Annotated in this window: 23 protein-coding genes; 20 read left to right on the forward strand and 3 right to left on the reverse strand. The window is 36.5% G+C overall.

The genetic code is table 11. From position 1 onward, the window contains the following. Position 1: 1 nt before the first annotated feature. From J7604_RS08750 to J7604_RS08815, 14 genes are all read left to right on the forward strand, one after another. Entirely contained in the window at positions 2-1,279 is a 1,278-nt protein-coding gene (locus J7604_RS08750; protein WP_293894195.1) for an ABC transporter permease, read from the forward strand. 51 nt (positions 1,280-1,330) lie between these two features. After that, complete coding sequence (locus J7604_RS08755; protein ID WP_293894198.1) at positions 1,331-1,768, forward strand: thioesterase family protein; 438 nt, start codon at positions 1,331-1,333, stop codon at positions 1,766-1,768. Next, positions 1,765-2,910: a beta-ketoacyl synthase N-terminal-like domain-containing protein gene (locus J7604_RS08760; RefSeq protein ID WP_293894201.1), complete on the forward strand. Its 1,146-nt coding sequence runs from the start codon at positions 1,765-1,767 to the stop codon at positions 2,908-2,910. The genes J7604_RS08755 and J7604_RS08760 overlap by 4 nt, the downstream gene beginning before the upstream one ends. Continuing rightward, the gene (locus J7604_RS08765; protein ID WP_293894204.1) at positions 2,907-3,539 is read left to right on the forward strand and encodes a hypothetical protein; all 633 of its coding nucleotides are present in this window, start codon (positions 2,907-2,909) and stop codon (positions 3,537-3,539) included. Before J7604_RS08760 ends, J7604_RS08765 begins: the two co-directional genes overlap by 4 nt. A 9-nt stretch (positions 3,540-3,548) precedes the next feature. Continuing rightward, positions 3,549-3,806, forward strand: a complete 258-nt coding sequence (locus J7604_RS08770; protein ID WP_028979573.1) for a phosphopantetheine-binding protein — start codon at positions 3,549-3,551, stop codon at positions 3,804-3,806. Positions 3,807-3,812: 6 nt separating this feature from the next. Continuing rightward, positions 3,813-5,021, forward strand: a complete 1,209-nt coding sequence (locus J7604_RS08775) for a beta-ketoacyl synthase (protein WP_293894212.1) — start codon at positions 3,813-3,815, stop codon at positions 5,019-5,021. A 3-nt stretch (positions 5,022-5,024) separates the two neighbouring features. Beyond that, positions 5,025-6,077: a beta-ketoacyl synthase chain length factor gene (locus J7604_RS08780; RefSeq protein WP_293894215.1), complete on the forward strand. Its 1,053-nt coding sequence runs from the start codon at positions 5,025-5,027 to the stop codon at positions 6,075-6,077. Continuing rightward, a complete protein-coding gene (locus J7604_RS08785) occupies positions 6,071-6,850 on the forward strand; it encodes a polysaccharide deacetylase family protein (protein WP_293894218.1) in 780 nt (259 codons plus the stop codon). The genes J7604_RS08780 and J7604_RS08785 overlap by 7 nt, the downstream gene beginning before the upstream one ends. Then, complete coding sequence (locus tag J7604_RS08790) at positions 6,837-7,484, forward strand: outer membrane lipoprotein carrier protein LolA (protein WP_293894221.1); 648 nt, start codon at positions 6,837-6,839, stop codon at positions 7,482-7,484. The genes J7604_RS08785 and J7604_RS08790 overlap by 14 nt, the downstream gene beginning before the upstream one ends. Then, positions 7,462-8,100 carry a hypothetical protein gene (locus J7604_RS08795; RefSeq protein ID WP_293894224.1) on the forward strand — a complete coding sequence of 213 codons (639 nt, stop codon included), beginning with the start codon at positions 7,462-7,464 and terminating at the stop codon, positions 8,098-8,100. The genes J7604_RS08790 and J7604_RS08795 overlap by 23 nt, the downstream gene beginning before the upstream one ends. Position 8,101: 1 nt before the next feature. Beyond that, positions 8,102-8,470 carry a hypothetical protein gene (locus J7604_RS08800; RefSeq protein WP_293894227.1) on the forward strand — a complete coding sequence of 123 codons (369 nt, stop codon included), beginning with the start codon at positions 8,102-8,104 and terminating at the stop codon, positions 8,468-8,470. Between the two features lie 107 nt (positions 8,471-8,577). Then, on the forward strand, positions 8,578-9,780 hold the full coding sequence (locus J7604_RS08805; RefSeq protein ID WP_293894230.1) for a DUF2062 domain-containing protein: 1,203 nt from the start codon (positions 8,578-8,580) through the stop codon (positions 9,778-9,780). Positions 9,781-9,787: 7 nt separating this feature from the next. After that, entirely contained in the window at positions 9,788-13,642 is a 3,855-nt protein-coding gene (locus J7604_RS08810; protein ID WP_293894233.1) for a trifunctional MMPL family transporter/lysophospholipid acyltransferase/class I SAM-dependent methyltransferase, read from the forward strand. Positions 13,643-13,651: 9 nt separating this feature from the next. Next, positions 13,652-15,166: an NAD(P)/FAD-dependent oxidoreductase gene (locus tag J7604_RS08815; protein WP_293894236.1), complete on the forward strand. Its 1,515-nt coding sequence runs from the start codon at positions 13,652-13,654 to the stop codon at positions 15,164-15,166. Here J7604_RS08815 and J7604_RS08820 read toward each other — a convergent pair. Continuing rightward, entirely contained in the window at positions 15,101-16,267 is a 1,167-nt protein-coding gene (locus J7604_RS08820; RefSeq protein WP_293894239.1) for a hypothetical protein, read from the reverse strand. The genes J7604_RS08815 and J7604_RS08820 overlap by 66 nt on opposite strands. A gap of 167 nt (positions 16,268-16,434) precedes the next feature. Beyond that, positions 16,435-17,694: a C4-dicarboxylate transporter DctA gene (dctA, locus tag J7604_RS08825; RefSeq protein ID WP_293894242.1), complete on the reverse strand. Its 1,260-nt coding sequence runs from the start codon at positions 17,692-17,694 to the stop codon at positions 16,435-16,437. 167 nt (positions 17,695-17,861) lie between these two features. Here dctA and J7604_RS08830 point away from each other — a divergent pair, with 167 nt between their 5' ends. From J7604_RS08830 to J7604_RS08845, 4 genes are all read left to right on the forward strand, one after another. Beyond that, a complete protein-coding gene (locus J7604_RS08830; RefSeq protein ID WP_293894245.1) occupies positions 17,862-18,746 on the forward strand; it encodes a diacylglycerol kinase family protein in 885 nt (294 codons plus the stop codon). After that, positions 18,743-19,084 (forward strand): translation initiation factor, encoded by a 342-nt coding sequence (locus J7604_RS08835; RefSeq protein ID WP_293894248.1) that lies wholly within the window; start codon positions 18,743-18,745, stop codon positions 19,082-19,084. Before J7604_RS08830 ends, J7604_RS08835 begins: the two co-directional genes overlap by 4 nt. A gap of 181 nt (positions 19,085-19,265) precedes the next feature. After that, the gene (locus J7604_RS08840; RefSeq protein ID WP_293894251.1) at positions 19,266-20,195 is read left to right on the forward strand and encodes a universal stress protein; all 930 of its coding nucleotides are present in this window, start codon (positions 19,266-19,268) and stop codon (positions 20,193-20,195) included. A 22-nt stretch (positions 20,196-20,217) separates the two neighbouring features. Beyond that, on the forward strand, positions 20,218-20,604 hold the full coding sequence (locus J7604_RS08845) for a hypothetical protein (RefSeq protein ID WP_293894254.1): 387 nt from the start codon (positions 20,218-20,220) through the stop codon (positions 20,602-20,604). Between the two features lie 2 nt (positions 20,605-20,606). Here the strand turns inward: J7604_RS08845 and kdsB are convergent, their stop codons facing one another. Beyond that, positions 20,607-21,341 (reverse strand): 3-deoxy-manno-octulosonate cytidylyltransferase, encoded by a 735-nt coding sequence (gene kdsB, locus J7604_RS08850; protein WP_293894257.1) that lies wholly within the window; start codon positions 21,339-21,341, stop codon positions 20,607-20,609. Positions 21,342-21,584: 243 nt separating this feature from the next. On the opposite strand from kdsB, the gene J7604_RS08855 reads away from it, so the two are divergent. Both J7604_RS08855 and J7604_RS08860 read left to right on the forward strand, forming a co-directional pair. Beyond that, complete coding sequence (locus J7604_RS08855) at positions 21,585-22,397, forward strand: DUF4905 domain-containing protein (protein WP_293894260.1); 813 nt, start codon at positions 21,585-21,587, stop codon at positions 22,395-22,397. After that, positions 22,387-23,283: a LysM peptidoglycan-binding domain-containing protein gene (locus tag J7604_RS08860; protein WP_293894263.1), complete on the forward strand. Its 897-nt coding sequence runs from the start codon at positions 22,387-22,389 to the stop codon at positions 23,281-23,283. Before J7604_RS08855 ends, J7604_RS08860 begins: the two co-directional genes overlap by 11 nt. Positions 23,284-23,472: the final 189 nt, after the last annotated feature.

Genomic DNA, 23,472 nt, shown 5'->3' on the forward strand with positions numbered 1-23,472 from the left:
CATGAGAGTTTTCTTTGCCATTTATAAGGAACTTTTGATCCTGATCCGAGACAAGGCTGGTTTGGCAATCTTGTTTCTGATGCCTTTAACAATGATCATCATCATGGCATTGATTCAGGATGGTCCTTTCAGAGATTATCAGCAGGCTGAAATAAAGGTTATATTCTTAGATCAGGATGGAGATGAATGCGGAAAGGCAATATCACAAGGTCTGAACCAGGCAGGGATATTTAAAATAACACAGGCGGAATATTCAAAATACGATTTAAACAATATCAGGGAAGAAGTAAATAAAGGAACTTATAAAGTTGGAGTAGTAGTTCCTCCCGGTACTTCTCTGATGCTTCAAACTCATATAAGCAGAGACATCAGCAGGGCTTTTGGTGAGCTTACCAATGGTCCGTCTGAAGATATCAAGGATTCTCTGCATGCAGCCATTCAGGTAATTTATGATCCTGCATTACAAGCTTCATTCAAAAAGTCGGTGCAACTGGCTTTGGATAAAATTCTTGATGGATATCAGGCTAGCCAGTCTATAAAGGTCATCTCACAACATTTATCACAGTATTTTCCTAATGGGAATCAGTTTAATATAGATACCAGAAGGTTTATACAATTAGATCAGAAAACTGCGGTACCTGAATTACAAGGCCTGTCTCTGAATTCCGTTCAGCATAATGTTCCAGCCTGGACTATTTTTGGTATTTTCTTTATCGTTCTTCCATTGGCTGGCAGCATCATTAAAGAAAGGGAAGATGGTAGCACCTTAAGGTTAAGAACGATTCCAGGAACTTCTTTAGTTGTAATGATTGGGAAAGTTCTGGCTTACTTATTAATTACGCTTGCACAGTTTGTACTGATGATGTTGGCAGGAATTTTCTTAATGCCACATCTTGGATTACCTGCCCTAGAAATAGGTGGAAATCTTTCAGCACTTTTGCTGGCAGTAGTGTCTATAGGGCTGGCAGCTACAGGGTTAGGCGTATTACTTGGTACCGTATTTAAAACTCATCAGCAATCTTCCACATTTGCAGCCGTTTCTATTGTAATCCTTGCAGCGATAGGAGGAATCTGGATACCGGTTTTTGTAATGCCGGAAATATTGAGAAAAATGAGTGTCATATCTCCCCTGGGATGGAGTATGGAAACTTTCAATAACCTATTTCTTAGAGGAGCAGGGGTGGAGGAAATATTGCCTGAAATTTCAGCATTAACCGGTTTTTTTGGAGCAATGCTAATTATGGCCTATTTTTATAATAAATTTAAAGTCAGAAGTTAATGAAGACTAGGCTTTATAATTAAAAAGAATTCGGATTTTAATAAATAAGAGTTGGAAACAAATTTACTAGTTGCCAGAACAGAGATAAAAGTCAGGTTTTGTGAGGTGGATGCGATGGGTATTGTCTGGCATGGAAATTACCTCAAATTTTTTGAAGATGGCAGGGATGCATTCGGGAAGGAATTTGACCTCGATTTTGTTGAATTGTACAGTTCACAGGGGTATTTAACTCCTCTTGTAACAGCAAACTGCGATTATAAAAGGCCTCTAAGACTTCAGGAGAAAGCAATTGTAGAGACTACATTTGTTCCAACAGAAGCTGCAAAAATCATATTTGATTATAAAATCTACAGGGATACTTCAAGGGGACGGGAACTTCTTACGACAGGAAAAACCATTCAGGTTTTTCTAAAAGATGGGGAACTTTCAATAACAAATCCGGATTGCTATCAGCAGTGGAAAGAAAAGTGGCTTTATAAAAAAGGATGAAATCAGTTTTTTTAATATCGGATAATGTTATCACCTCCCTAGGGTTTAATACCGGGGAAAATGCTGCAAAAATGAGGGAAAGATGCTCCGGAGTATTGCTTTCGGAAGATCATTTTATTTCCCCTACTCCATTTTATGCATCATTGGTGAAGACTCCTATATTAGAAGAATCTTTCGGCAGGTTAAATTCAAAAGAAGGGTATACAAGACTTGAGAAAATGATTATCACAAGTATTTCGGATGCTCTGAATAAAACTAAAATTGATCCGGCATCTAATGATACTTTATTTATCATTTCCACTGCCAAAGGAAATATAGATCTTCTGGAAAATAAATATAAAGAGAGAGTCCCCAAAGAACGTTTAAAGCTGGCTGTAATGGCCAGAGTTATAAGTTCTTTTTTCAAAAATCCTAACCAGCCACTTGTGATATCCAATGCTTGTATATCTGGCTCTGTGGCAATACTGTTAGGGAAGAGAATTTTAAATGAGGGTAAATATAGAAATGTAATTGTAGCTGGAGGTGATGTTATTTCTGAATTTACAGTATCAGGTTTTCAGTCTTTTAAAGCGATTGGAAGTGGACCTTGCAAGCCATATGATGAAGGCAGGGATGGGATAAGCCTGGGAGAGGGTGCAGGAACTGTTATTCTTTCTGTTGAGCCGGAAAACAACACTTCTATTGCGGTAATAGGTGGAGCGATCACCAACGATGCCAACCATATTTCTGGTCCTTCGAGAACAGGAGAAGGTTTGTTTCTTGCAATAGATGGGGCTTTAAAAGATGCCTCAATTTGTGCAGAAGAGATTGATTATATATCTGGGCACGGCACTGCTACAAATTATAATGATGAAATGGAGTCTAAGGCAATTCATTCTGCCAAACTGGAACTAGTGCCGATGAACAGTTTGAAAGGATATATTGGACATACGCTTGGAGCGGCTGGTATAGCAGAATCTGTTATGGCAGCTTATTCCATGAAAAATAATATTCTGTTTGCAACAGCAGGTTTTTCCAAAATGGGAGTTACCCAGCCCGTAAATGTACTGAGTGATTGCATAGAGAAGAAGGTCAATAGAGTTTTAAAAACAGCTGCCGGTTTCGGAGGATGTAATGCAGCGTTGATTTTTGAGAAACAATGAGCAGTATAGGTTTTATAAAATCATATTCGATCATAAGAAATAATCAGGCCATTTTGAATGGTGAAGAATTTCTTAAAGGGGCTCCGGAAGATGACTTTGCTACCTTTATAAGAAGTCTTTATAAAAAGCTTGAAATAACGCATTCCCCATTTTACAAAATGGATGATATGTGCAAGCTTGGATTAATGGCAACCGAGTTGATTCTAAAAGACTCTGCGATCAAAGAAAAATATACTGATACGGAGATTGGTGTGGTACTTTCGAACTCCAGTTCGAGTTTGCATACTGATGCTTCTTATTATGAAACAGTTAAGGATAAAAGTAATTACTTTCCAAGTCCTGCTGTGTTTGTTTATACTTTGCCAAATATAGTTATCGGGGAAATTTGTATCAGAAATAAGATAAAAGGTGAAAATACTTTTTTTATTTTTGAAGAATATAATCCTGAGTTTATTACAGATTATGTTAATAACCTCTTCTCTTCGGGAAAATTAAAATCCTGTATTGCCGGTTGGGTAGAGTTTTGTGAAGGCAAATATGAGGCCTTTTTATATCTTGCTGAAGCGGCTCAAGCAGAGAACTTGATAACTCATACAGCAGAACAAATTAAAAAAATATATAATTTTTAAGTTTTTATTATGGAAGATTTAGTAAACCAATTAAAGGTTCAAATTATAAAGGCCCTTAAGCTGGAAGATGTAAAACCTGAAGATATCAATCCTACAGCTCCTTTGTTTGGAGACGGACTTGGTCTTGACAGTATAGATGCTCTTGAGCTTATCGTTCTTCTTGAGAAGGAATATGGTTTAAGAGTAGAAAATGCAGCTTCAGCTAAAAAGATATTTTCATCGATCAAGTCGATGGCAGACTATATTGCAGAGCATAAAAAAGCATAATCAGGAATGAGTAAAAAGGTTGTCATTACCGGTCTTGGAGTTATCTCTTCCATTGGAAACAATGTACAGGAGAACTATAACTCATTGACTTCTTTAAGGCCTGGTATAGGGCATATTCAAAACCTTGATACTGTTCATAAAAATATCATTCCTGTTTCGGAAGTAAAGCTTTCCGATAAGGATCTTGGTCAAATGGCCGGATTTGATATGAATCGGCCAGTGACAAGAACTACTTTGTTAGGAATCATTGCTGCAAGAGAAGCATATCTTGCCGCTGGCCTGGATAAAGTTGCAAAACTCAGGACGGGTTTTATATCAGCGACTTCTGTCGGTGGAATGGGCAAGACTGAAATGCTTTATCAGAGATATCTTGATCCTGCGGACAAGGGAGATTTTATGAAATTTCTGGAAACCCATGACTGCGGGGAAAGCACTGAAAGAATCGCTGAGGCATTGGGAATTAAAGACTTCATGACGACAATTAGCACTGCATGTTCCTCTTCTGCCAATTCTATCATGCTTGGCGCAAGAATGATCAAGGCAGGAATGATTGACAGAGTTGTGGCTGGAGGCGTTGATTCCCTTACAGTATTTACCATCAATGGTTTCAATACATTGATGATTTTGGATAAAGAGCATTGCAGACCGTTTGATGATAGCAGACAAGGCTTAAATCTCGGAGAAGGGGCAGGCTACATTGTGATAGAGTCTGAAGAAGCAGCAAAAGCCGGAAATAGACCTATTCTAGCTGAAGTTGGAGGATATGCCAATACCAATGATGCTTATCACCAGACTGCAAGCTCTCCTGACGGACAAGGAGCTTTCCTTGCTATGAAAAAGGCTCTTGAAGTGGCTGGATTGACAGCTGAGGAAATTGACTATATCAATGTTCATGGTACTGGAACTCCAAATAACGACTTATCTGAGGGAACGGCGATGACAAGACTGTTTGGCAATCAAGTTCCGAAATTCAGTTCCACAAAATCATATACAGGCCATACTCTGGGAGCATGTGGTGGTATTGAGGCTGTTTATTCTACGTTATCAATTATGAATAAAACCATCTTCCCAAATCTTAATTTTAAGGCGAAGATGAAAGAGCTGGACCTTGCTCCTGAAACTTCATTACTATCAGGTGTAGATATCAAAAGTGTACTTTCCAATTCATTTGGTTTTGGAGGGAATAACTCAGCTCTTGTTTTTAAGAAGATTTAAATTATGCAGATTTATATTAATGGTCTTGGTAATGTCTCTCCCCAGAATACTCTGGACAATTCCTCTTTTCTGGAAGAGATAAAATATCATCAGGACTATTTCAAAGTGGTAGAACCAAATTATAAGGAGTTTATATCCCCTGCTGCTGCACGAAGAATGGGAAAGGTTATAAAAATGGGTGTCGCTGCTGCTAACTATTGTCTTAGAGATGCAAAGGTTGAAAATCCTGATGCAATCATTACAGGTACTGGTATGGGCTGCCTTGAGGACACTGAGAATTTTCTTTGTAATATCCTTAATAATAAAGAACAGTTTTTAACCCCAACCTCATTTATCCAGTCTACTCACAATACTGTTGGGGCTCAGATTGCATTGCTGCTTACCTGCAATAATTATAACTTCACCTATGTTCACAGAGACCTTTCTTTCGAAAGTGCTTTTGTGGATTCTATACTTCTGCTAAAAGAAGGCGAAGCTTCTAACGTCCTGTTAGGCGGGGTGGATGAAATTACACCTAACCATTATTCTATTCATGCCAAAAAAGGTTTGTGGAAGACTGGGGCTCAGACTTCTGAGTTTTTTAATAAAAATTCTGACGGGACGATTCCTGGAGAAGGAGCTACATTCTTTTCACTCTCTTCAAGCCCAAAGGATCCTTATGCAACTGTGCTGGCAGTAGAAATGCTGTTTAATACAAATAGCAAGGAAGATCTAAAAAAGGTTCTGGACAGAATTCTTTCTTCTAACAACATACAATCTAAAGATATTGATCTGATATTGTTAGGTGCTAATGGAGATAAGGAAGGGGATAGAGTATATTCAGAATTTAAAGAAAACTTCTTTAAAGAAAATAATTCAGCTGCCTTCAAAAATCTTTGTGGTGAATATTCAACATCTTCTGCGTTTGGAGTTTGGTTGGCTTCCCAGATACTAAAGAAAAAAGAAATTCCTACATGTGTTTCTGTGAGTCGCACTCCTGACAAGGAAGTGAATAAGATTCTTTTGTATAATCATTACTGCGGAAATCATTCCCTCATATTACTATCCTCATGTTGAGGTTTAAACTTGTCAGCACATTATTTTTTATAATTTCGGCACTGCTCCTTTATCTGGCGATCGAAAAAGGTTTTTCTTTTTGGTGGCTGGTACTTTCAGTATTAGCTTATTCTGGAGTGGTATTTTATGGAGTAACCTATTTGAGTGCAGGCTTTTTTGTAAAAGCTGTTTGTGCCGGTCCTGACATTAAGAAGGAATTATGCATAACCTTTGATGATGGACCCCATCCTGAAATAACCCCGAGAATATTACAAATTTTAAAAGAGCATTCTGTCCCCGCAGCATTTTTTGTTATTGGAAAAAATATCGAGGGGAATGAAGCTTTATTGAAAAAAACATATCAGGAGGGGCACATAGTCGGAAATCATACTTTTAATCATTCTTTCTGGTTTGACCTGAAATCACCTTCAGGCATGAAAGTTGAATTGAAGCAAACCGATGATAAGGTGAAGGAAGTTTTGGGAAAATATCCGTTGTATTTCAGGCCGCCATATGGGGTAACAAATCCTCCTTTGTATAAGGCGCTTAGAAATTCAAGATATTCTGTAATTGGTTGGAATGTTCGTTCCTTTGATACTGTTGTAATGGATAAAAACAGTTTACTTGATAAACTGAAAAAAGCTCTGAAACCAGGAGCTATCTATTTGTTTCACGATACAAACGACAGGACTGTTGAGATATTAGAATCATTTATTCTTTATGCAAAGGAAAATGGCTATTCTTTTGTATCAATTGAGAAGTTTGTAAATAAAGATGCATATGCTGTTAATTAAGAAATTCGGATTTATTCTTTCACTTATTTTTGGTCTTACCACAATTGCTTTTAGTCAGCACCCTGGTTTTGGTCCGCTTACAGATTCGGTTTCATTTAAGAATAATCTTTCAAAAACTGCGAAAGAAACCAAGACCATTCAAAGTGATTTTGTTCAGGAGAAAAACTTGAGTGTACTTGCAGAGAAAATTATTACCAAAGGCAGTTTCATGTTTAAGAAGGACAACATGCTGAGATGGCAGTATACAGATCCGTTTCAGTATTTGATTATCATGAATAAAAATAAAGTCTATATCAAAGACGACTCAAGGGAAAATAAGTACGACATGCAGTCAAACAAAATGTTCCAGGAGATCAACAACATGATTGTCAATAGTGTACAGGGGAATGTATTGAACAGCAAAGATTATAAAATCAAGTACTATCAGAATGAAAAGTATTATCTGGTAGACCTTACTCCTCTGAATAAGAATATGAAAGGGTTTTTAAAAAGCATCAGTTTATATTTTGATAAAAAGGATTTTACAGTTTCCAAACTGACAATGACTGAGCCATCAGGAGATTATACCAATATCGCTTTCACTAATAAAAAAGTAAATGCCGAAATTCCGGATGAGAAGTTTCATATTAAGTAGTATTCTGATTGTTTTGCTTTTCTCTTGTAAGGGCTCTAAAACAGCTGTTACTGGAGAAGAAAGAAGACCACTGAAGTCAGATGAGCTGATATCGCTATTTAAAAGTGATAGTGGAGCTTTTGTATATAAAACTGCCGTAGATGTCTATGGTCATTACCTTAGCGGATTGTTAATTATAAAAAACACAGAACCGGATAAGTACAGACTTGTATTTACAACAGAAGTAGGTGTCAAACTTTTTGATTTTGAGCTCGGCCCCTCTGATTTTTTTAAGGTACACTACTGCATTGACCAAATGAATAAAAAGGTTGTAATTAACCTTCTTAGGGACGATTTTAGGCTGTTGCTTATGAATCCATTAATTGCTTCAGAAGCAGTTGTTTCAAAAGATAGCACGCATGTAATTTACAGGCTCAGAGGAAAGAAGGAAGAAAATGCCTATTTTTACAAACTTGATGACGGCAAGTTGTCAAAAATAATGACGACTTACGGAAAGAAGTCCAAGACAAAGGTGGAGATTTTATTCACTGATTATTCAGGTGAAGTACCTTCCAATATTCTGCTAGATCATCAGAATATTAAGTTGACAATTAAGATGAGTCTTTTGAAAAGATAATATGTTACAAGAGAATAATTTCTATAAAGTACAAACAGTAGAGCCGATCGCAGAAGGCTCTTTAAAAGTCAGAGTGGAACTGAACGAAAAGCATAAAATATTTGAAGGGCATTTCCCGGGAAATCCTGTTGTGCCGGGAGTATGCATGGTGCAGATGATTAAAGAAATGCTTTCTTCAGCTTTAGAAAAAGAACTGATTCTGGTTACAGGCGATAATCTGAAGTTTATGAATATTGTAAATCCGAAGGTTAATAAATTCCTTGATTTCGATATCAATTATAAGCATCAGGATGATTCTGTTATCAAAGTGAATAATACCATATTTTTTGAAGATAAAGTATTCTTTAAGTTTAGCGGAACCTTCAGATAATAGCCATAAGGGACTGATTAATATTTTTTGCTTTTGAGGAATTAAACAGGCGGGGAATACGTTATTTATCAGTTTTTTGACTAGTAATATTCAATATCAAATTATTCATGCAATCTCTGAAAGATAACTATAGGGAAAAGTTTGACAAGCTTAAATGTTGTGTGCTGATTCCTACATACAACAATGAAAAAACTTTGTCCAATGTGATCAGGGATGTGTTGGAATATACGGCAAATGTCATTGTTGTTAATGATGGCTCTACAGATTCTACGCCAAGCATTCTTGAGTCTTTTACCCAGGTTAAAGTAGTTCACCAGCCTCAAAATATGGGCAAAGGCATGGCCCTTCGCACAGGATTCAAAGTGGCTTTTGAACAGGGATATCAATATGCCATTACTATAGATTCAGATGGCCAGCATATGGCATCGGATCTTCCTGTATTTATAGATAAGATTGAAAAAGAACCAGGGACACTTATTGTAGGTGCAAGGAATATGGAACAATCTTCTGTGCCAGGCAAAAGCAGCTTTGGACATAAATTTTCTAATTTCTGGTTTTGGTTTGAAACAGGAGTGAAGCTTCCCGATACCCAATCAGGATACAGGCTTTATCCCTTGGAGCCATTATATAAAATGAAATGGTTCTCAAGAAAATATGAATTTGAAATTGAGAATATAGTAAGAGCATCCTGGAAAGGCGTAAAGGTTGATTCAGTGCCAGTGCAGGTATATTATGGCAAAGAACGGGTAACACACTTCAGGCCCTTTAAAGATTTCAGCAGAGTCAGTGTCCTGAACACAGTATTGGTTGTGATTGCTGTTCTTTTTATCAAACCTTTTAAAGTAATCAGAAGTCTCAATAGAAATAGCATAGCTGACTTTTTCAAAAAGTATGTTTTCAACAGAGATGAATCTGATGTCAGAAAAACGCTTTCGGTGATGTTTGGTGTTTTCATGGGGATAGTGCCTATATGGGGTTTTCAGCTGATTGTCGGAATTACGCTGGCACACCTGATGAAATTAAATAAGGTGTTGTTTGTAACAGCTGCACACATTAGCATACCTCCAATGATTCCCATTCTTATTTTCCTAAGCTATAAGTCAGGAGGTATGGTGTTACCTAATGGTAAAGATGTTTTGATATTCAACAGAGATATAACATTAGAAAATGTTAAAGCAGATCTCTTCCAATATACCGTAGGAAGCATGTTGCTTGCAGTAGCGGCAGCTGTGTTGTTTGGTCTTATTACTTATTTGTTATTAAAAGTTTTTCCTGCAAGGCAAAAGCTAAATACTGAAATTTCAAGCTGAAATATTAATGTCAGATCTGTTTCTTAATCTTTATAATTTTTTTGAAAAACGTAGGTGGCTGCTTGCAGTCATTATCTGTTCAGTCATTGCTGTAGCTGCGTTTTTCGCTTCGGGCATCAAAATGGAGGAAGATATTTCCAAGATAATGCCGAAGGATGAGAAGATCACAAAGATGAACCTGATCTTCCAAAACTCTAAATTTACAGATAAGCTTATCTTCCATTTATACCTGAATGATACTACTGTAACTGATCCTGATAAACTTGTTGGTTTCTCCGAAAATCTGGCAGAAGTGCTGAAGGAGAGATATCAGCCTGAATATATCAAAGACATCAATTACAAAGTGTCTGACGATATGATGGCTCAGGTTTATAATACCTTCTATGAAAATATTCCCCTTTTTCTGGATGAGAAGGATTATAAAGACATCGATCTGTTGACAGGAAGACAACATCTGGACTCCACAATGGTACGGAATTACAAAACATTGATTTCGCCTGCCAGCATTGTGATGAAGCAGTTTATTGTCAAAGATCCTGTAGGTATTACATTCATTGGCTTAAAAAAACTTCAGAATCTTCAATATGAAGATAACTATGAATTATATAATGGAAGTATTGTAACTAAAGATAAAAAACACCTGGTATTTTTTATTGACCCTGCTCATTCAGGAAATAAAACAGCAAAGAATTCAGTATTTCTAAAAGGTGTAGATGCCGCTATCGATAGTTTACAAAAGATAGAGGGTGGAAAAGTAAAAGCAGAATATTTCGGTGCAATGGCTATGTCGGTAGGCAATGCCGAAAGAATCAAAAATGATATTACAATTACTGTATCAATAGCTATCTCTATACTTGTAGTATTCATCAGCTTGTTTTTCAGAAGGGCAGCAATTGTATTTCTGATATTCCTCCCGGTCGCTATTGGCGGACTAATTTCACTAGCAATTTTGACTTTCTTCCGACCAAATATTTCTGCTATAGCTCTGGGCATGGGATCGGTGTTGCTTGGTATCACCATAGATTACTCACTCCATATATTTACGCACTATAAGAGTACAGGCTCTCCGAAGGCAGTTATAAAGGATGTAACTACTCCGCTTTTGCTAAGTTGTTTAATCACTGCATCTTCATTCTTCTGCCTGATGTTTGTAAAAAGTGAAGCCTTGCAGGATCTTGGTTTATTTGCAGCTATCAGCTGTATTAATGCGGCTTTGATAGGTTTAATTGTACTTCCTCATTTTCTTAAGAAAAAGAAAGTTGAAGAGCATAAAGCTGAAGATCATGGAAGTCTTTCTTTTGTTCATAAATACACTTCATACGAGTTTGATAGAAATCCCTTTATCATAGGGGCTATCGCTGTGGTTTCTATAATCTGTGCATATACATATCAATTGGTGGAATTCGAAAGCGATATGCTCAAGATGAACTATGTGTCGGATAAGCTTTTTGTTGCTCAGGAAAATCTTAATAAAATCAGTTCAGCCTCCTCTAAATCAGTTTACCTTGTCTCAAGCGGAAAAACATTGAATGAGGCGCTGGCCAGCAGTGAAAAAGTTGCGGACCAGGTTGAAAAGTTGAAGGAAGAAGGAATCGTCCGCAAGTATACATCAGTAAGTAAAATGCTTATCAGTGATAGTCTGCAAAAGGAAAAGATCAAAAGATGGAATAATTACTGGACTGATGAAAAGAAAGCTTTACTAAAAAAGAATCTACTGGAATCTTCTGCAAAGTATAAATTCAAACCTGAGGCATTTGCAGGATTCTTTGAACTTCTGGATAAGCAATATCAGCCAGTGACTATGGAAGATCTTGCGGATGTCAGAAAATTATTCTTTAATGATTTTATCACGGAAAGCAAAGATCTGACAACAGTTGTAACCTTGTTGAAAGTTGATGAGGAGGATAAAAAACAGGTCTATGCTGATATTCATGAAAATGATAACCTCACTATAGTTGATAAGAAATATCTTACTGACAAGTTTATTGAAATTTTGAACAGAGATTTCAGTCTTCTGGAAGTATTGTCCCTTGGGTTAGTGTTTTTTATACTGGTTGTATCTTACGGAAGGATTGAACTAGGTATGATAGCATTTGTACCTATGTGTCTGAGCTGGCTCTGGACACTTGGATTGATGGGAATGCTCGGTATTAAATTTAATATAGTTAATATCATCATCTCTACATTTATTCTCGGGCTGGGTATTGACTATAGTATATTTATTATGTCTGGTCTTCTTCAGGAATATAGACTGGGACTGAATAATCTTGCTTCATATAAAACCTCCATATTCCTTTCGGCATTTACCTCTATAGTTGGAATAGGTGTATTAGTATTTGCTCAACACCCGGCACTGCAATCCATAGCGTTCTTATCGATTGTAGGAATGTTCTCGGTAATCATCATATCCTATACCGTTCAGCCTTTGCTGTTCAGACTTCTGATCACAAATAGAACCAGAAAAGGATTTGATCCATACACTGCGGAAGGCTTGTTTTTTACAGCTGTTGCATATACTTATTTCCTTTTAGGATGTCTTCTTTTAAATGTAGTTGGTCCTATTGTGTTGTATGTACTTCCTGCTAAAGCGAGTAAGAGAAAGCTCATACTGCATTATCTGCTGATGTATTTCAGCAAGTCCATGATTTATATTATGGGAAATGTAAGGAAGAAGATTATCAATGAAACCGGTGAAAACTTTGAGAAACCTGCTGTAATCATCGCGAATCATCAATCATTCCTGGATATTCTGGTTACTATTATGCTTTATCCAAAAATGGTAATGGTAACGAATGAGTGGGTATGGAATTCTCCATTCTTTGGAAGAGTTATTCGCTCAGCTGATTTTTACCTTGCCAGCTCAGATCATGAGGCAGGTTTGGAAAAGTTAAAAGCATTGGTTGATGAAGGTTATTCAATTATAATTTTCCCTGAGGGAACAAGAGCAGCAGACAAGAAAGTTGCCAGATTCCACAAGGGAGCTTTTCTTATGGCAGAACGCTTAAAGCTTGATATTATTCCGCTTCTTTTACATGGCACAGGGGATACCATTGCGAAAGGTGACCTACTCCTGAAGAATGGAAGGATAACAATGAAGTTACTTCCAAGAATATCTTCAGAGGACAAGACATATGGAGAAACATACTCTGAAAGAGCAAAATTGATCGGAAGATATTTCAGAGGTGAATATCAGAAATTGAGAGATTTTGAGGAAACAGTAAATTATTATAAGGATAGGCTAATCAAGAACTATATCTATAAGGGGCCAGTTCTTGAGTGGTATATGAGAGTAAAATTGAGACTTGAGAATAACTATGAGTTTTTCAATACTATTGTGCCTAAGAAAGCTGTGATCACGGATTTGGGATGTGGTTATGGGTTTTTATGCAATATGCTGGGCTTCCTTTCTGATGAAAGAAAAATAGTTGGAGTTGATTATGACTCGGAGAAGATAGAGGTAGCAGAGAACGGATTCGCAAAACCTGCAAGTGTTAGATTTGAAGCAGCGGATATTACAAAGTATGATATTCAGAATTCAGATGTGATTATACTGAATGATGTGATGCATTATCTTCCTGAAGTAGTACAAACGGAGTTGTTAGATAAATGCTTTGATAAGTTAAATCCAGGAGGAATGTTGATTTTGAGAGATGGAGACTCAGATTATCAGGAAAGACATAAAGGCACTAAGCTAACGGAGTTTTTCTCTACTCGTTTTGTCAAGTTTAACAAAACGGAAAATCCTCTTTCGTATCTTTCTGGTAAAGCTATCGTAAAACAGGCGAAAGACAAGGGACTTGATGTTGAGATTGTAGACAATACAAAACTGACCTCAAATAGAATTTTTATCATAAAAAAATAATTTTTTAGAATGCCACAATTTGATTATGTAATTATTGGAAGTGGTTTGGGGGGCTTATTATGTGCATACACACTTACCAAAGAGGGTAACTCTGTCTGTGTTCTCGAAAAGAACAGACAAATAGGGGGTAATCTTCAGATATTCGTGAGGGACAAAGCAATATTTGATACTGGTATCCATTATATAGGAGGCTTGGATGAAGGACAAAATCTGAATCAATACTTCAGATATTTCGGTCTTATGGAAAAGCTAAAGCTGAAGAAACTGGATGAAGAAAGCTTTGATGTGGTTTCATTTGATAAAGATGAAAAGGAATATTCCTATGCAATGGGATATGAAAAGTTCAGTGAAAAGCTAATTGAACAATTCCCATTGGAGAAAGATGCCATTCATAATTACTGCGCAAAGCTGAAAGAAATAAGTAATTTTTCTCCTCTGTATAATTTAAGGTATAGTGAACAAAGTTTTTTTAATACAGAATATTTATCGGTAAATGCAAAGCAATACATCGAATCTATTACTTCAAATACATTGCTTCAGAATGTGCTTGCTGGCACCAACCCATTATACGCAGGCATTGGAGAAAAAACACCTCTTTATGTACATGGCCTTATCATCAATAGCTATATTGAAAGTGCTTATAAATGTATCGGAGGTGGGGCTCAGATTGCAACAATTTTAACAAAATCAATAAAAGAAATGGGTGGTGAAATCCGGAATTATTCGGAGGTTACTAAATTCTGTTTCAAAGGTGATGAGATTGAATCAGTTGAGTTAACAAACGGCGAAAGAGTGGAGGGGAAAAGATTTATATCCAATATCCATCCAAGCAATACGCTTGATATGGTAGAGTCTGGAAAAATCAGGAAAGCTTACTCTACAAGGATTCACAGCCTTGAAAATACCAGTTCTGTATTTATTCTTAACATAGTCTTAAAACCTAAAACCTTAAAGTACAGGAATAGCAATATTTACCATTATAAAAATGAGGATGTATGGAATACTCTGAATTATAATGAGGACAACTGGCCTTTGGGTTATGCACTATTCTTTCCTGTAAGCAGGCAAGATGAAGAGTATGCGGAAAGCCTGACTATAATGGCTTACATGAAATATGAAGATGTGGCTCCCTGGGAATTTTCTTTTCATACGATACCGCACCATCGAACCAATAGAGGGGAAGGTTATGAGGAGTTTAAAATAAGAAAGGCGGAAAAGCTGATTGATGAACTGGAAAAAAGAATTCCAGGCCTAAGAGGCAAGATCAAATCCTATAATACATCTACTCCTTTAACCTACAGGGATTATATAGGTACAAAAGATGGAAGTATGTATGGAGTGATGAAAGATTACAACGATCCGATCAAAACTTTCATACCAACACGAACTAAAGTGCCGAATCTTTTCTTCACAGGTCAGAATATAAGTTTGCATGGTGTATTAGGTGTTACAATTAGCTCAGTTACTACCTGTTCGGAGTTTTTTGGAATGGAATATCTGATTGATAAAATTAGAAAGGCTTAATTCTGTCATTGCAGGAGCTGCCGGACTGGTTACAAAAATTTTGTCATTGGAAATAAGAAACTTACAATCAGGTTTTTTTTTCATAGAATAATTGTTCTTACATTTTTTTGCCTTCAGATAGCAACAAGTCTCATTGTCTGCAGGCAATCCGTGAAGTACCTGATCATAAAAATGTTTAACGGATGGTGCAAGATTCAGAAGCTCGATATCAATAAAAAAGCTGTGTTTATGGCCTGCAACATTATCTAGTCGAACATATGTTGCATTTTCAGCAAGAGGTTTCCTGTGTTTTTTCCCCAGATAACTCTTGAATGTCAGGAAATAGGCCCCGGTGAGGATTATATCACGTCTATTTGAAATGATGTAGATGTTTTTCTGAAATGATATATCTTCAACCCATTGTGAATGCTTTCTTTGTTTGACAGCAGGTGCATTCATCACTATGTTTTCAAAAACTATTGAGGAGTCCTGAAGACCCTTAGAATTTCTGATCAATACATTTCCGAGACTATGTAAAAGCAAGGTGTAGTGGCCATTGGTATTATGTAATGCACGATAGGTTTTTACTTCGTTGATCATTTTGCCAAATGAAGTAACTGCATTGTTAACATTGATAATGGAAGTATGAAAATTTCTCCAGAAGGGTAATTCTTCGTCTTTGGTTGGATAATCAAAAGCAACAAAGTTAACACTATACAGAATACTCATGCGTAAGCCTCCTTCGAGCACATCAGGAAATGATTTGCCATCTCCGTGAACATAGAATAGAAAGTCTTTATTGGAAGGCATCTCTAAAGCAGCTTCTTCAAATGAATTTTTAATTTCGAGATTCCATGATTTGTTTTTCAGCCTTGCAACAACATAATGCAAATGACAGGGGGCATCCTGATCTTTACTAAATAACTGTATTTTATCTGAAAAAAATTTTCTTGTAGTAATGATGATCACAACCGTATCAGCAACGTTTTTTTCTACGTCGTTAATCTTAATTTTTTCCCAGGGAATATAAGTATTGCCAGGTTCTTTCACCTGCGCTTTGGCAGCATTTTCAGAGATGAATGAAAAGATAAAGAAAAACAGATAAGCCAGTTGTTTTAACATAAATTCAATATCTCCCCGGATTCGTACTTATTATTAAAGTAAGTCGGTAGAGAGGAGAATTGTTTTATAGTTGACCTATGGCATTGTTGTCCAGTTTGTTAAAGAGTTGTCTGTTGGGCTAACTTTTACTTTATCCTGATTAAAATTTGATCTTTTTTGAAATCAGATTATTTAAGGTTTTCAGAGTATTCACTTGGTTTAAACTCCTTTTCCCATTTCGCAATAACCAATGTAGCTACGGTATTTCCTATAAGATTTGTAATTGCTCTAGCCTCTGACATAAATCTGTCAACACCCAAAAGTAGGGCGATACCAGCTACGGGCAGTTTATGAATAGATGAAAGTGTTGCAGCAAGGACAATAAAACCTCCACCTGTTACAGCTGCAGCTCCTTTGGAAGTAAGCATGAGAATGCCAAGCAATCCTATTTCATCCCAGAGGCTTATTTTGGTGTTGGTTGCATAGGCTATAAACATGGTAGCCATAGTCAGATAAATAGAAGTTCCATCAAGATTAAAAGTATAACCGGCCGGTACTACTAAGCCGGTAATGGATTGGGAACAACCTGCATTTTCCATTTTTTTCATTAATCCAGGTAAGGCGGGCTCGGAGGAACTGGTACCAAGTACAAGAAATATTTCTTCCTTTATATACTTTAAAATCCTGAAGATGGAAAAGCCTGCCAACCAACACATTATTCCTAGAATTACAAAAACAAAAAAGAAGCAAGTCAAATATACGGAAGCCATAAGTTCTCCCAAGGATAATAGGCTTTCAATACCATATTTACCAATAGTAAAAGCCATAGCGCCGAAAGCCCCTATGGGCGAGGCTTTTAGAATAATTGCAACCACTCTAAAGAAGAAACTATTGAAGTAATCTATTCCCTTGATAAGGGGCTCTCTGTATATGCCCATCCGCGATATTGCGAATCCGGATAGGATGCCCAGAAACAGCACCTGAAGGATTTTACCCTCTGCAAAAGCTCCGAAAAAAGAGTCAGGTATAATGTCCAGCAAAAAGGTAATTGTATCAAATTTTTTGGCTGATTCGGTATAGCCTTGAATGCCTGAAATATCAAGGGTAGCAGGGTTGACATTCATTCCTTTGCCTGGTGTAAGGAGTTTGGCTACAATAAGCCCAATTACAAGGGCAAGAGTACTCATTACTTCAAAGTATATAAATGCCTTAAAACCTATTCTTCCTATTTTCTTGTTTTCTTTTACATTAGCAATACCTGCAGCGACAGTGGTGAAAATAACTCCTGGAACAATCATTTTGATGAGTTTGATAAAAGCATCTCCGAACGGCTTTAGCTGTGCTCCGGTTGAGGGAAAGAAATACCCTATAAAAACACCTGCACCAATTGCAATCAGGACATAAAAGTAAAGTGTATGGTAAAATTTTTTAGAAGAAGTGGTCTCCATCTGTATATAAATTTAATAGCAGCCCAAATAAAAAATAAAATTAAGCAATTATACTATTATAAAAATTCAGCGCTTGAATATCCTTGAAAATAAGAATATATATGTGAAATGAGGAATATGTCGTATTTTCGAGCAACTGATTTGTTGGTTTGAAAAGGGTAAATTAAATGAAACAAAAACCAGAGAGATTTTTCTTTATTATTAATCCTATTGCAGGCGTAAGAAGCAAGGAAGATATCCCACAAAATATAAAAGAAATTTTCAACGACTCCGGAAGGTCTTATGAAATAGCCTTCACCAAATGCAAGGGGCATGCAACAGAGCTGGCTCTGGAAGCGGTGAATCAAAATTTTGATGCAGTAGTAGCAGTAGGTGGAGATGGCACTATCAACGAAGTAGCCACCGGTCTTATTGGCCAAAAGCCTGCTTTGGGAATTATTCCACTAGGCTCCGGAAATGGTCTTGCCAGACACTTACAGGTTCCGATTAATATTCAAAAATCTATCAAATACCTTCTTGAAGCAGCTCCAATTTCAGTAGATCATTGTACATTGAATGATTTACCTTTTTTTTGCACTGCAGGAGTAGGCTTTGATGCTCTGATCGGAAAAGTCTTTGCTGAGCAGAAAACCAGAGGATTTTCGACCTATTTAAAAACAGTTGTTACGCAATATCAGAGCTATAAATGTGAATCTTATAAAATCACGCTTGATGGAAAAGAGATAGAAATGAAGGCTTTTCTTTTAAGTTTTGCCAATGCATCACAATACGGTAACAACGTATTTATAGCTCCTCAGGCCAGTCTTCAGGATGGGTTTATTGATGTTTGTATGATGCATCCTTTTCCATTGAGATCTCTTTTGAATCTTGGTTTTAGGTTATTTACTAAAAGAGTAAATAAATTTCACTATCTGGATATTGTCAAAGCCAAAAATATTGAAATCGAAAGAAGGTCATCTGGTCCGGTGCATCTTGATGGAGAACCGGTGAATATGGAAGCCAGATTAAAAATATCTATTGTGCCTAACAGCTTAAGAGTTTTGTCAGTATGAAAAAAAGTAAAAAGAACAGAGACGGAGTTGTATTTTCTACCAACCCCGAGTTTGAGTTTCAATACAATCAGGGAGAAGAAATTACTACCTTACCTCCTCAGCAACAAGACCTCAGAATTCAGTTGGACAGAAAAGGCGGAGGAAAAGTTGTTACAGCTATCACTCAATTTGTTGGTAAAGTTGAAGACCTTGAAGCATTAGGTAAAGAGTTAAAGCAAAAATGCGGAGTAGGCGGAAGTGTTAAAGACGGGGAAATATTGATACAAGGTGATTTCAGAGATAAAGTTATGGCCCACCTTCAAAGCAAAGGTTATAAAGTAAAGAAAATAGGTGGTTAAACGCCTTAAGTTCAAACAATTTTATAAAGCTGAGAACCAGAAAAATCTGATCTCAGCTTTTTTTTGTTTTAAAAAATTTTAAGATATGTCTAAATGGCTTGATTCTCAGTGCGATTTGGAGGATGGTTCCAACAATTTGATTTTTAAAACTGTTGCATTTAAAGACATAAGGAACTGATTAATGGAAAGAATACTGGTGCCCGTGGATTTTTCAATTTACTCTCAAAAGGCTATTGAAGCAGCGGCATACATTGCTTTGCAAAAGAACTGTGAAGTGAAGCTGCTCCATGTTGTGCAGCAGGTTTATGTACCAAAGATTGGTTCTTTCGGTGATCCATTGTTTGAAGATGAGTTGCAGATGGATTACCAGGCTAGGATTATGGAAGTAAAGCAAAGGCTGCTGAAAGGCTTTGAAGATCGCTTGAAATCAAAAGGGGTGAAGTGTAGTGGAGATATAGTACAGGGAAAAGTTTCTAAAGAAGTCCTCCTGCATGCAGCTGAAGAAGATATAGATCTGATAATCGTTGGCAAAAAGGGAGAAAGTGATTTTGAAGAAGTTTTATTTGGATCTACTACTTTAAAGTTGATCAGAAAGTCTAACATTCCTTTACTGATATTGAAGAATACAGAGGCCGCATTCAAAATCAAAACCATTGTTTTTGCATCGAATTTTGAAGAGCCTGTTCATAAAATAATCACGAAGGTTAAAAGTATGTCACAAGCATTTGGGGCAGACCTACATTTTCTTAAAGTCAATACCCCATCAGGAAATATTCCAGAAGCAAAGATCCAGAAGACACTTGATGAAATCAGAGATGATTTTAAGCTGGAGAACAATCCTGTTCATCTAGTTACTGATAAAACAGAGGAGGAGGGCATTTTGCATTTCACCAAACAAGTGCAAGCAGATGTGCTTTGTCTAGTTAGTCATGAAAAGAAAGGGCTTGAGAGGTTTTTTAGCGATAGTATTTCAGAAAATATTGTAAAGGAATCAGATTGTGCGATAGTAACATATAAACTCAGAAAAGATATGTACGCCGGAAAGGCGGCAGTTAAACAAGAAAGAAAACTTAGTATAAAAGACAGACAGCGAAATAAAGAAGAATTGTGAGTTCGATAAAGTGATGAAAGAGATGAAAAAGATAAACATAGTTACTTCTGTTATAGGATTCGCCTTTATTGGTGGAATTTACCTTTCGGGGTGTGAAGAAAAGAAAACAGAAGCAGGACATGCTGATACCGCAACTTCAATGTATTCTCAACAGGAAAAGAAGGAAACTTCAAAAGCTGAAATGGAAGAAGAAAAAGAGAAGTTAGAAAATAAAATAGAAGCCTTGGAGAAAAAGGCTGATGAAAAAGCAGACAAAGGCTCCAAAGTAGTAAAACAAAAATTTACAGTTTTAAAGAAGCAAGTGAAGGACTATAATTTCGATTCTACAAAGGTAGATGCGGAAGAAGGATGGACTCGCTTTAAGTTAAGAATAGAAACTGCTGTAGACAGCCTTGAAAAAAAGATCTGATTTTAAATCAGATCTTTTATTTTTTCCAGGTCAGAAGGCACATCAATCCCTACGCTCTCATAAGTTGTAATCTCCACCTTTATTTTGAATCCATACTCCAACCATCTTAATTGTTCCAGAGATTCTGATTTTTCTAGACTGCCCGTTTCAAGTGAGGTAATAGCCTTTAGTATATCTGATCGATAAGCATAGATACCGATATGCTTATAAAATTCTGCTTTTGACAGCCACTGCTCTGGCTCAGCTCCTCTAATATATGGGATAGTCTGACGGCTGAAGTAAATAGCTTCTTTATATTTATTAAAAATGACCTTTGGAGTATTTGGATTAAATAGAGTTTCCTGGTCTTCAATCTTTTTAACCAAAGTAGCCAGTTCCGTTTCTTTGTTAAGTGCGGAAGCCAGAAGATCAATTTGTTCAGGATGAATGAATGGCTCATCACCTTGTATGTTAATCACAAAATCAAATTTCCCGGCAGTTTTCTCCAGTGCTTCAAAACATCTGTCAGTGCCACTTGGATGATCTTCTCTTGTCATTACTACATTTCCTCCAAAGCTTTTCACATGGCTAAATATTTCGTTGTTGTCTGTAGCAACAACAATTTGGGAAAGTAGTTTGGCTTTTCCTGCCTGTTCATAAACCCTTCTGATCATTGATTTTCCACCTATTTCTACCAGAGGTTTGGCTGGAAATCTTGTGGAAGCATATCTGGCAGGAATTATTCCTATTATATTCATTCTTTAATTTTAGCGTTACTAAATCAATTAAATTTTTTGATTATGTATTCGGTTTCCTCACCGTGCGAAATAGACCTCATCCTAAATCCTTCTCTGAAGATGAAGTATTTCAATATTTGCATGCAATCTGCTATCATGCTTCAATTTATGTTCACTTTTCACTTTCAGCTTTACGCTTTCTGCTTCTTTTCCTTTGTAAACCTTTTCAAATGCTTATTTTTGCAGAAAAATTACAAATAAAGCTTGTCGACGCAAAATCTAACTTCCTTTTCTTTTGACGGTTTGATCTGGAAAGTAATTCCCGATGAAGTAAATCATTTGCTTGTAGTGGAATACAGAAATTCAGATAAGCACCATGCAGATTTCAGTGCTATTGATTTAAAGAAGAAAAAAATCAAATGGCAGGGAATAAAAAAGAATGAACCCTGGTGGGTCGGATTGGAAGCTGTTAAAGACGGTTACATCTATCTTCACGGTTTTAAAGACATACAGAATCCGGAGCATAGAGGAATTATTTCTGTATCATCAGATTCGGGAAAGGTAATGTGGGAAGAAAAAGTATTAAGTTTTGGCGGTGTATTTTCTGAAGGTATTCTTGCCCTCCAAAATGAAGAAGAAGAAAATAAGGTCTACTTTTTGCTTGATCTCAAAACCGGAAAGCAAAAGAAAGAATATTCTGATGTAGAAGTTTTAAAAAAACTTAATCAGGTCTTTCGAGAAAAGCAAAAAAGTAACATTCAGAATGCACTACATTTTACTCAGGAGAGCGAATATTTTCCAAAACTATCTGAATATGTGCACGAAGTAACGGGAGAGAAAACCTCATTGGCCTTTGACTATGCGGAGTATAAAAATTTTATAATTATTTCTTATTATATTTACTCAGATAATAAACTTCAAAATCTCCTGTTAATAGCCAATGAAGAGGGAGAGGTGCTTTTGAAAGAAATTCTGGACAAAAGCCCTAAGGGTGTAGGTATGGATACTTTCTTTTTGCTGGAGAATGCTGTAATTTTTGTTAAAGAAAAAAAGGAACTGATAATTTATGAATTATAAAGCTGTATCTCTCTTGAAGTATTTTTTGGTCCTGATTTTATTTATCTCATTGTCAAATGTGTTTGCGGGTATACAAGATTCTATTGGTGTAGAGAAGAAGGATTCGAAAGTATTTGTGCTTCATAAAGCAGATCCTAAGGAAACTTTATATTCTATTTCCAGAAAATATAAAGTAACTGTAGATGAGTTAAATAAAAGTAATCCTGAATTGTCAGCCGGACTAAAAGTAGGGCAGGTTTTGCGTATTCCATATAAAGGATCGGTTGTGGCGGTTTCCCATGCTGCAGAAACTTCTTCTTCAGCTTCTTCGGGGAGTGCTGCAGGTACACATACAGTTGAACCAAAAGAGACACTTTATTCTCTATCCAGAAAATACAATGTTTCTGTGGAAGAGATCAAAAAAGCAAATCCAGGCCTTACAGATTTAAAGGTAGGTCAGACGATAAATATACCTGGGAAATCAGGTGCGGTGAGTACAGCAAGCGCATCTAAAGAAGCTCCAAGATCAGAAGCAAAAAAGGATGAACCTAAGGCTTCTGCAACTTCAACTCAAAAAGCTGTTACAAAAAATAATAAAAGTCAAGAACAGGTATTTGTACCGCCTACAGATAATTTTAATAAAGTCACTGAAAGCGGTTTTGCTGAAGTCATTGAAGGAAATAATGATTCCCCAAAATATCTTGCTTTGCATAAAACTGCCCCAATAGGTACCATTATCCAGGTGAAAAATGAGGCAAATGGGCAGAAATTGTTTGTACGTGTGATTGGTAAGCTTCAGAACGGAAATGTGGAAGATAAGGTCATCATCAAGATTTCTCAAAAAGCTTATGAGCGTTTGTCTGGGGTAGATAAGAAGATTCCTGTTCAGATATCATATATACCGTAAAGCTAAAAGTTAAAAGAAGGTCTTTGATTTAGCCACACTAGCTTAAGGTTCACAGATCAAAATGTATTTAAGACTTTTGTTAGCTCTTTGCTATCGATAATATAAACTGCTAATTAATTATTTCCATGATTGTCTCTTCTCTTTCAGGACATAGCTGTCAACTTAGTGATGAGACAAGTAAAAAAATAG

This window comes from Sporocytophaga sp., assembly GCF_017745095.1.
In the GTDB taxonomy this organism is placed as follows: Bacteria; Bacteroidota; Bacteroidia; order Cytophagales; family Cytophagaceae; genus Sporocytophaga.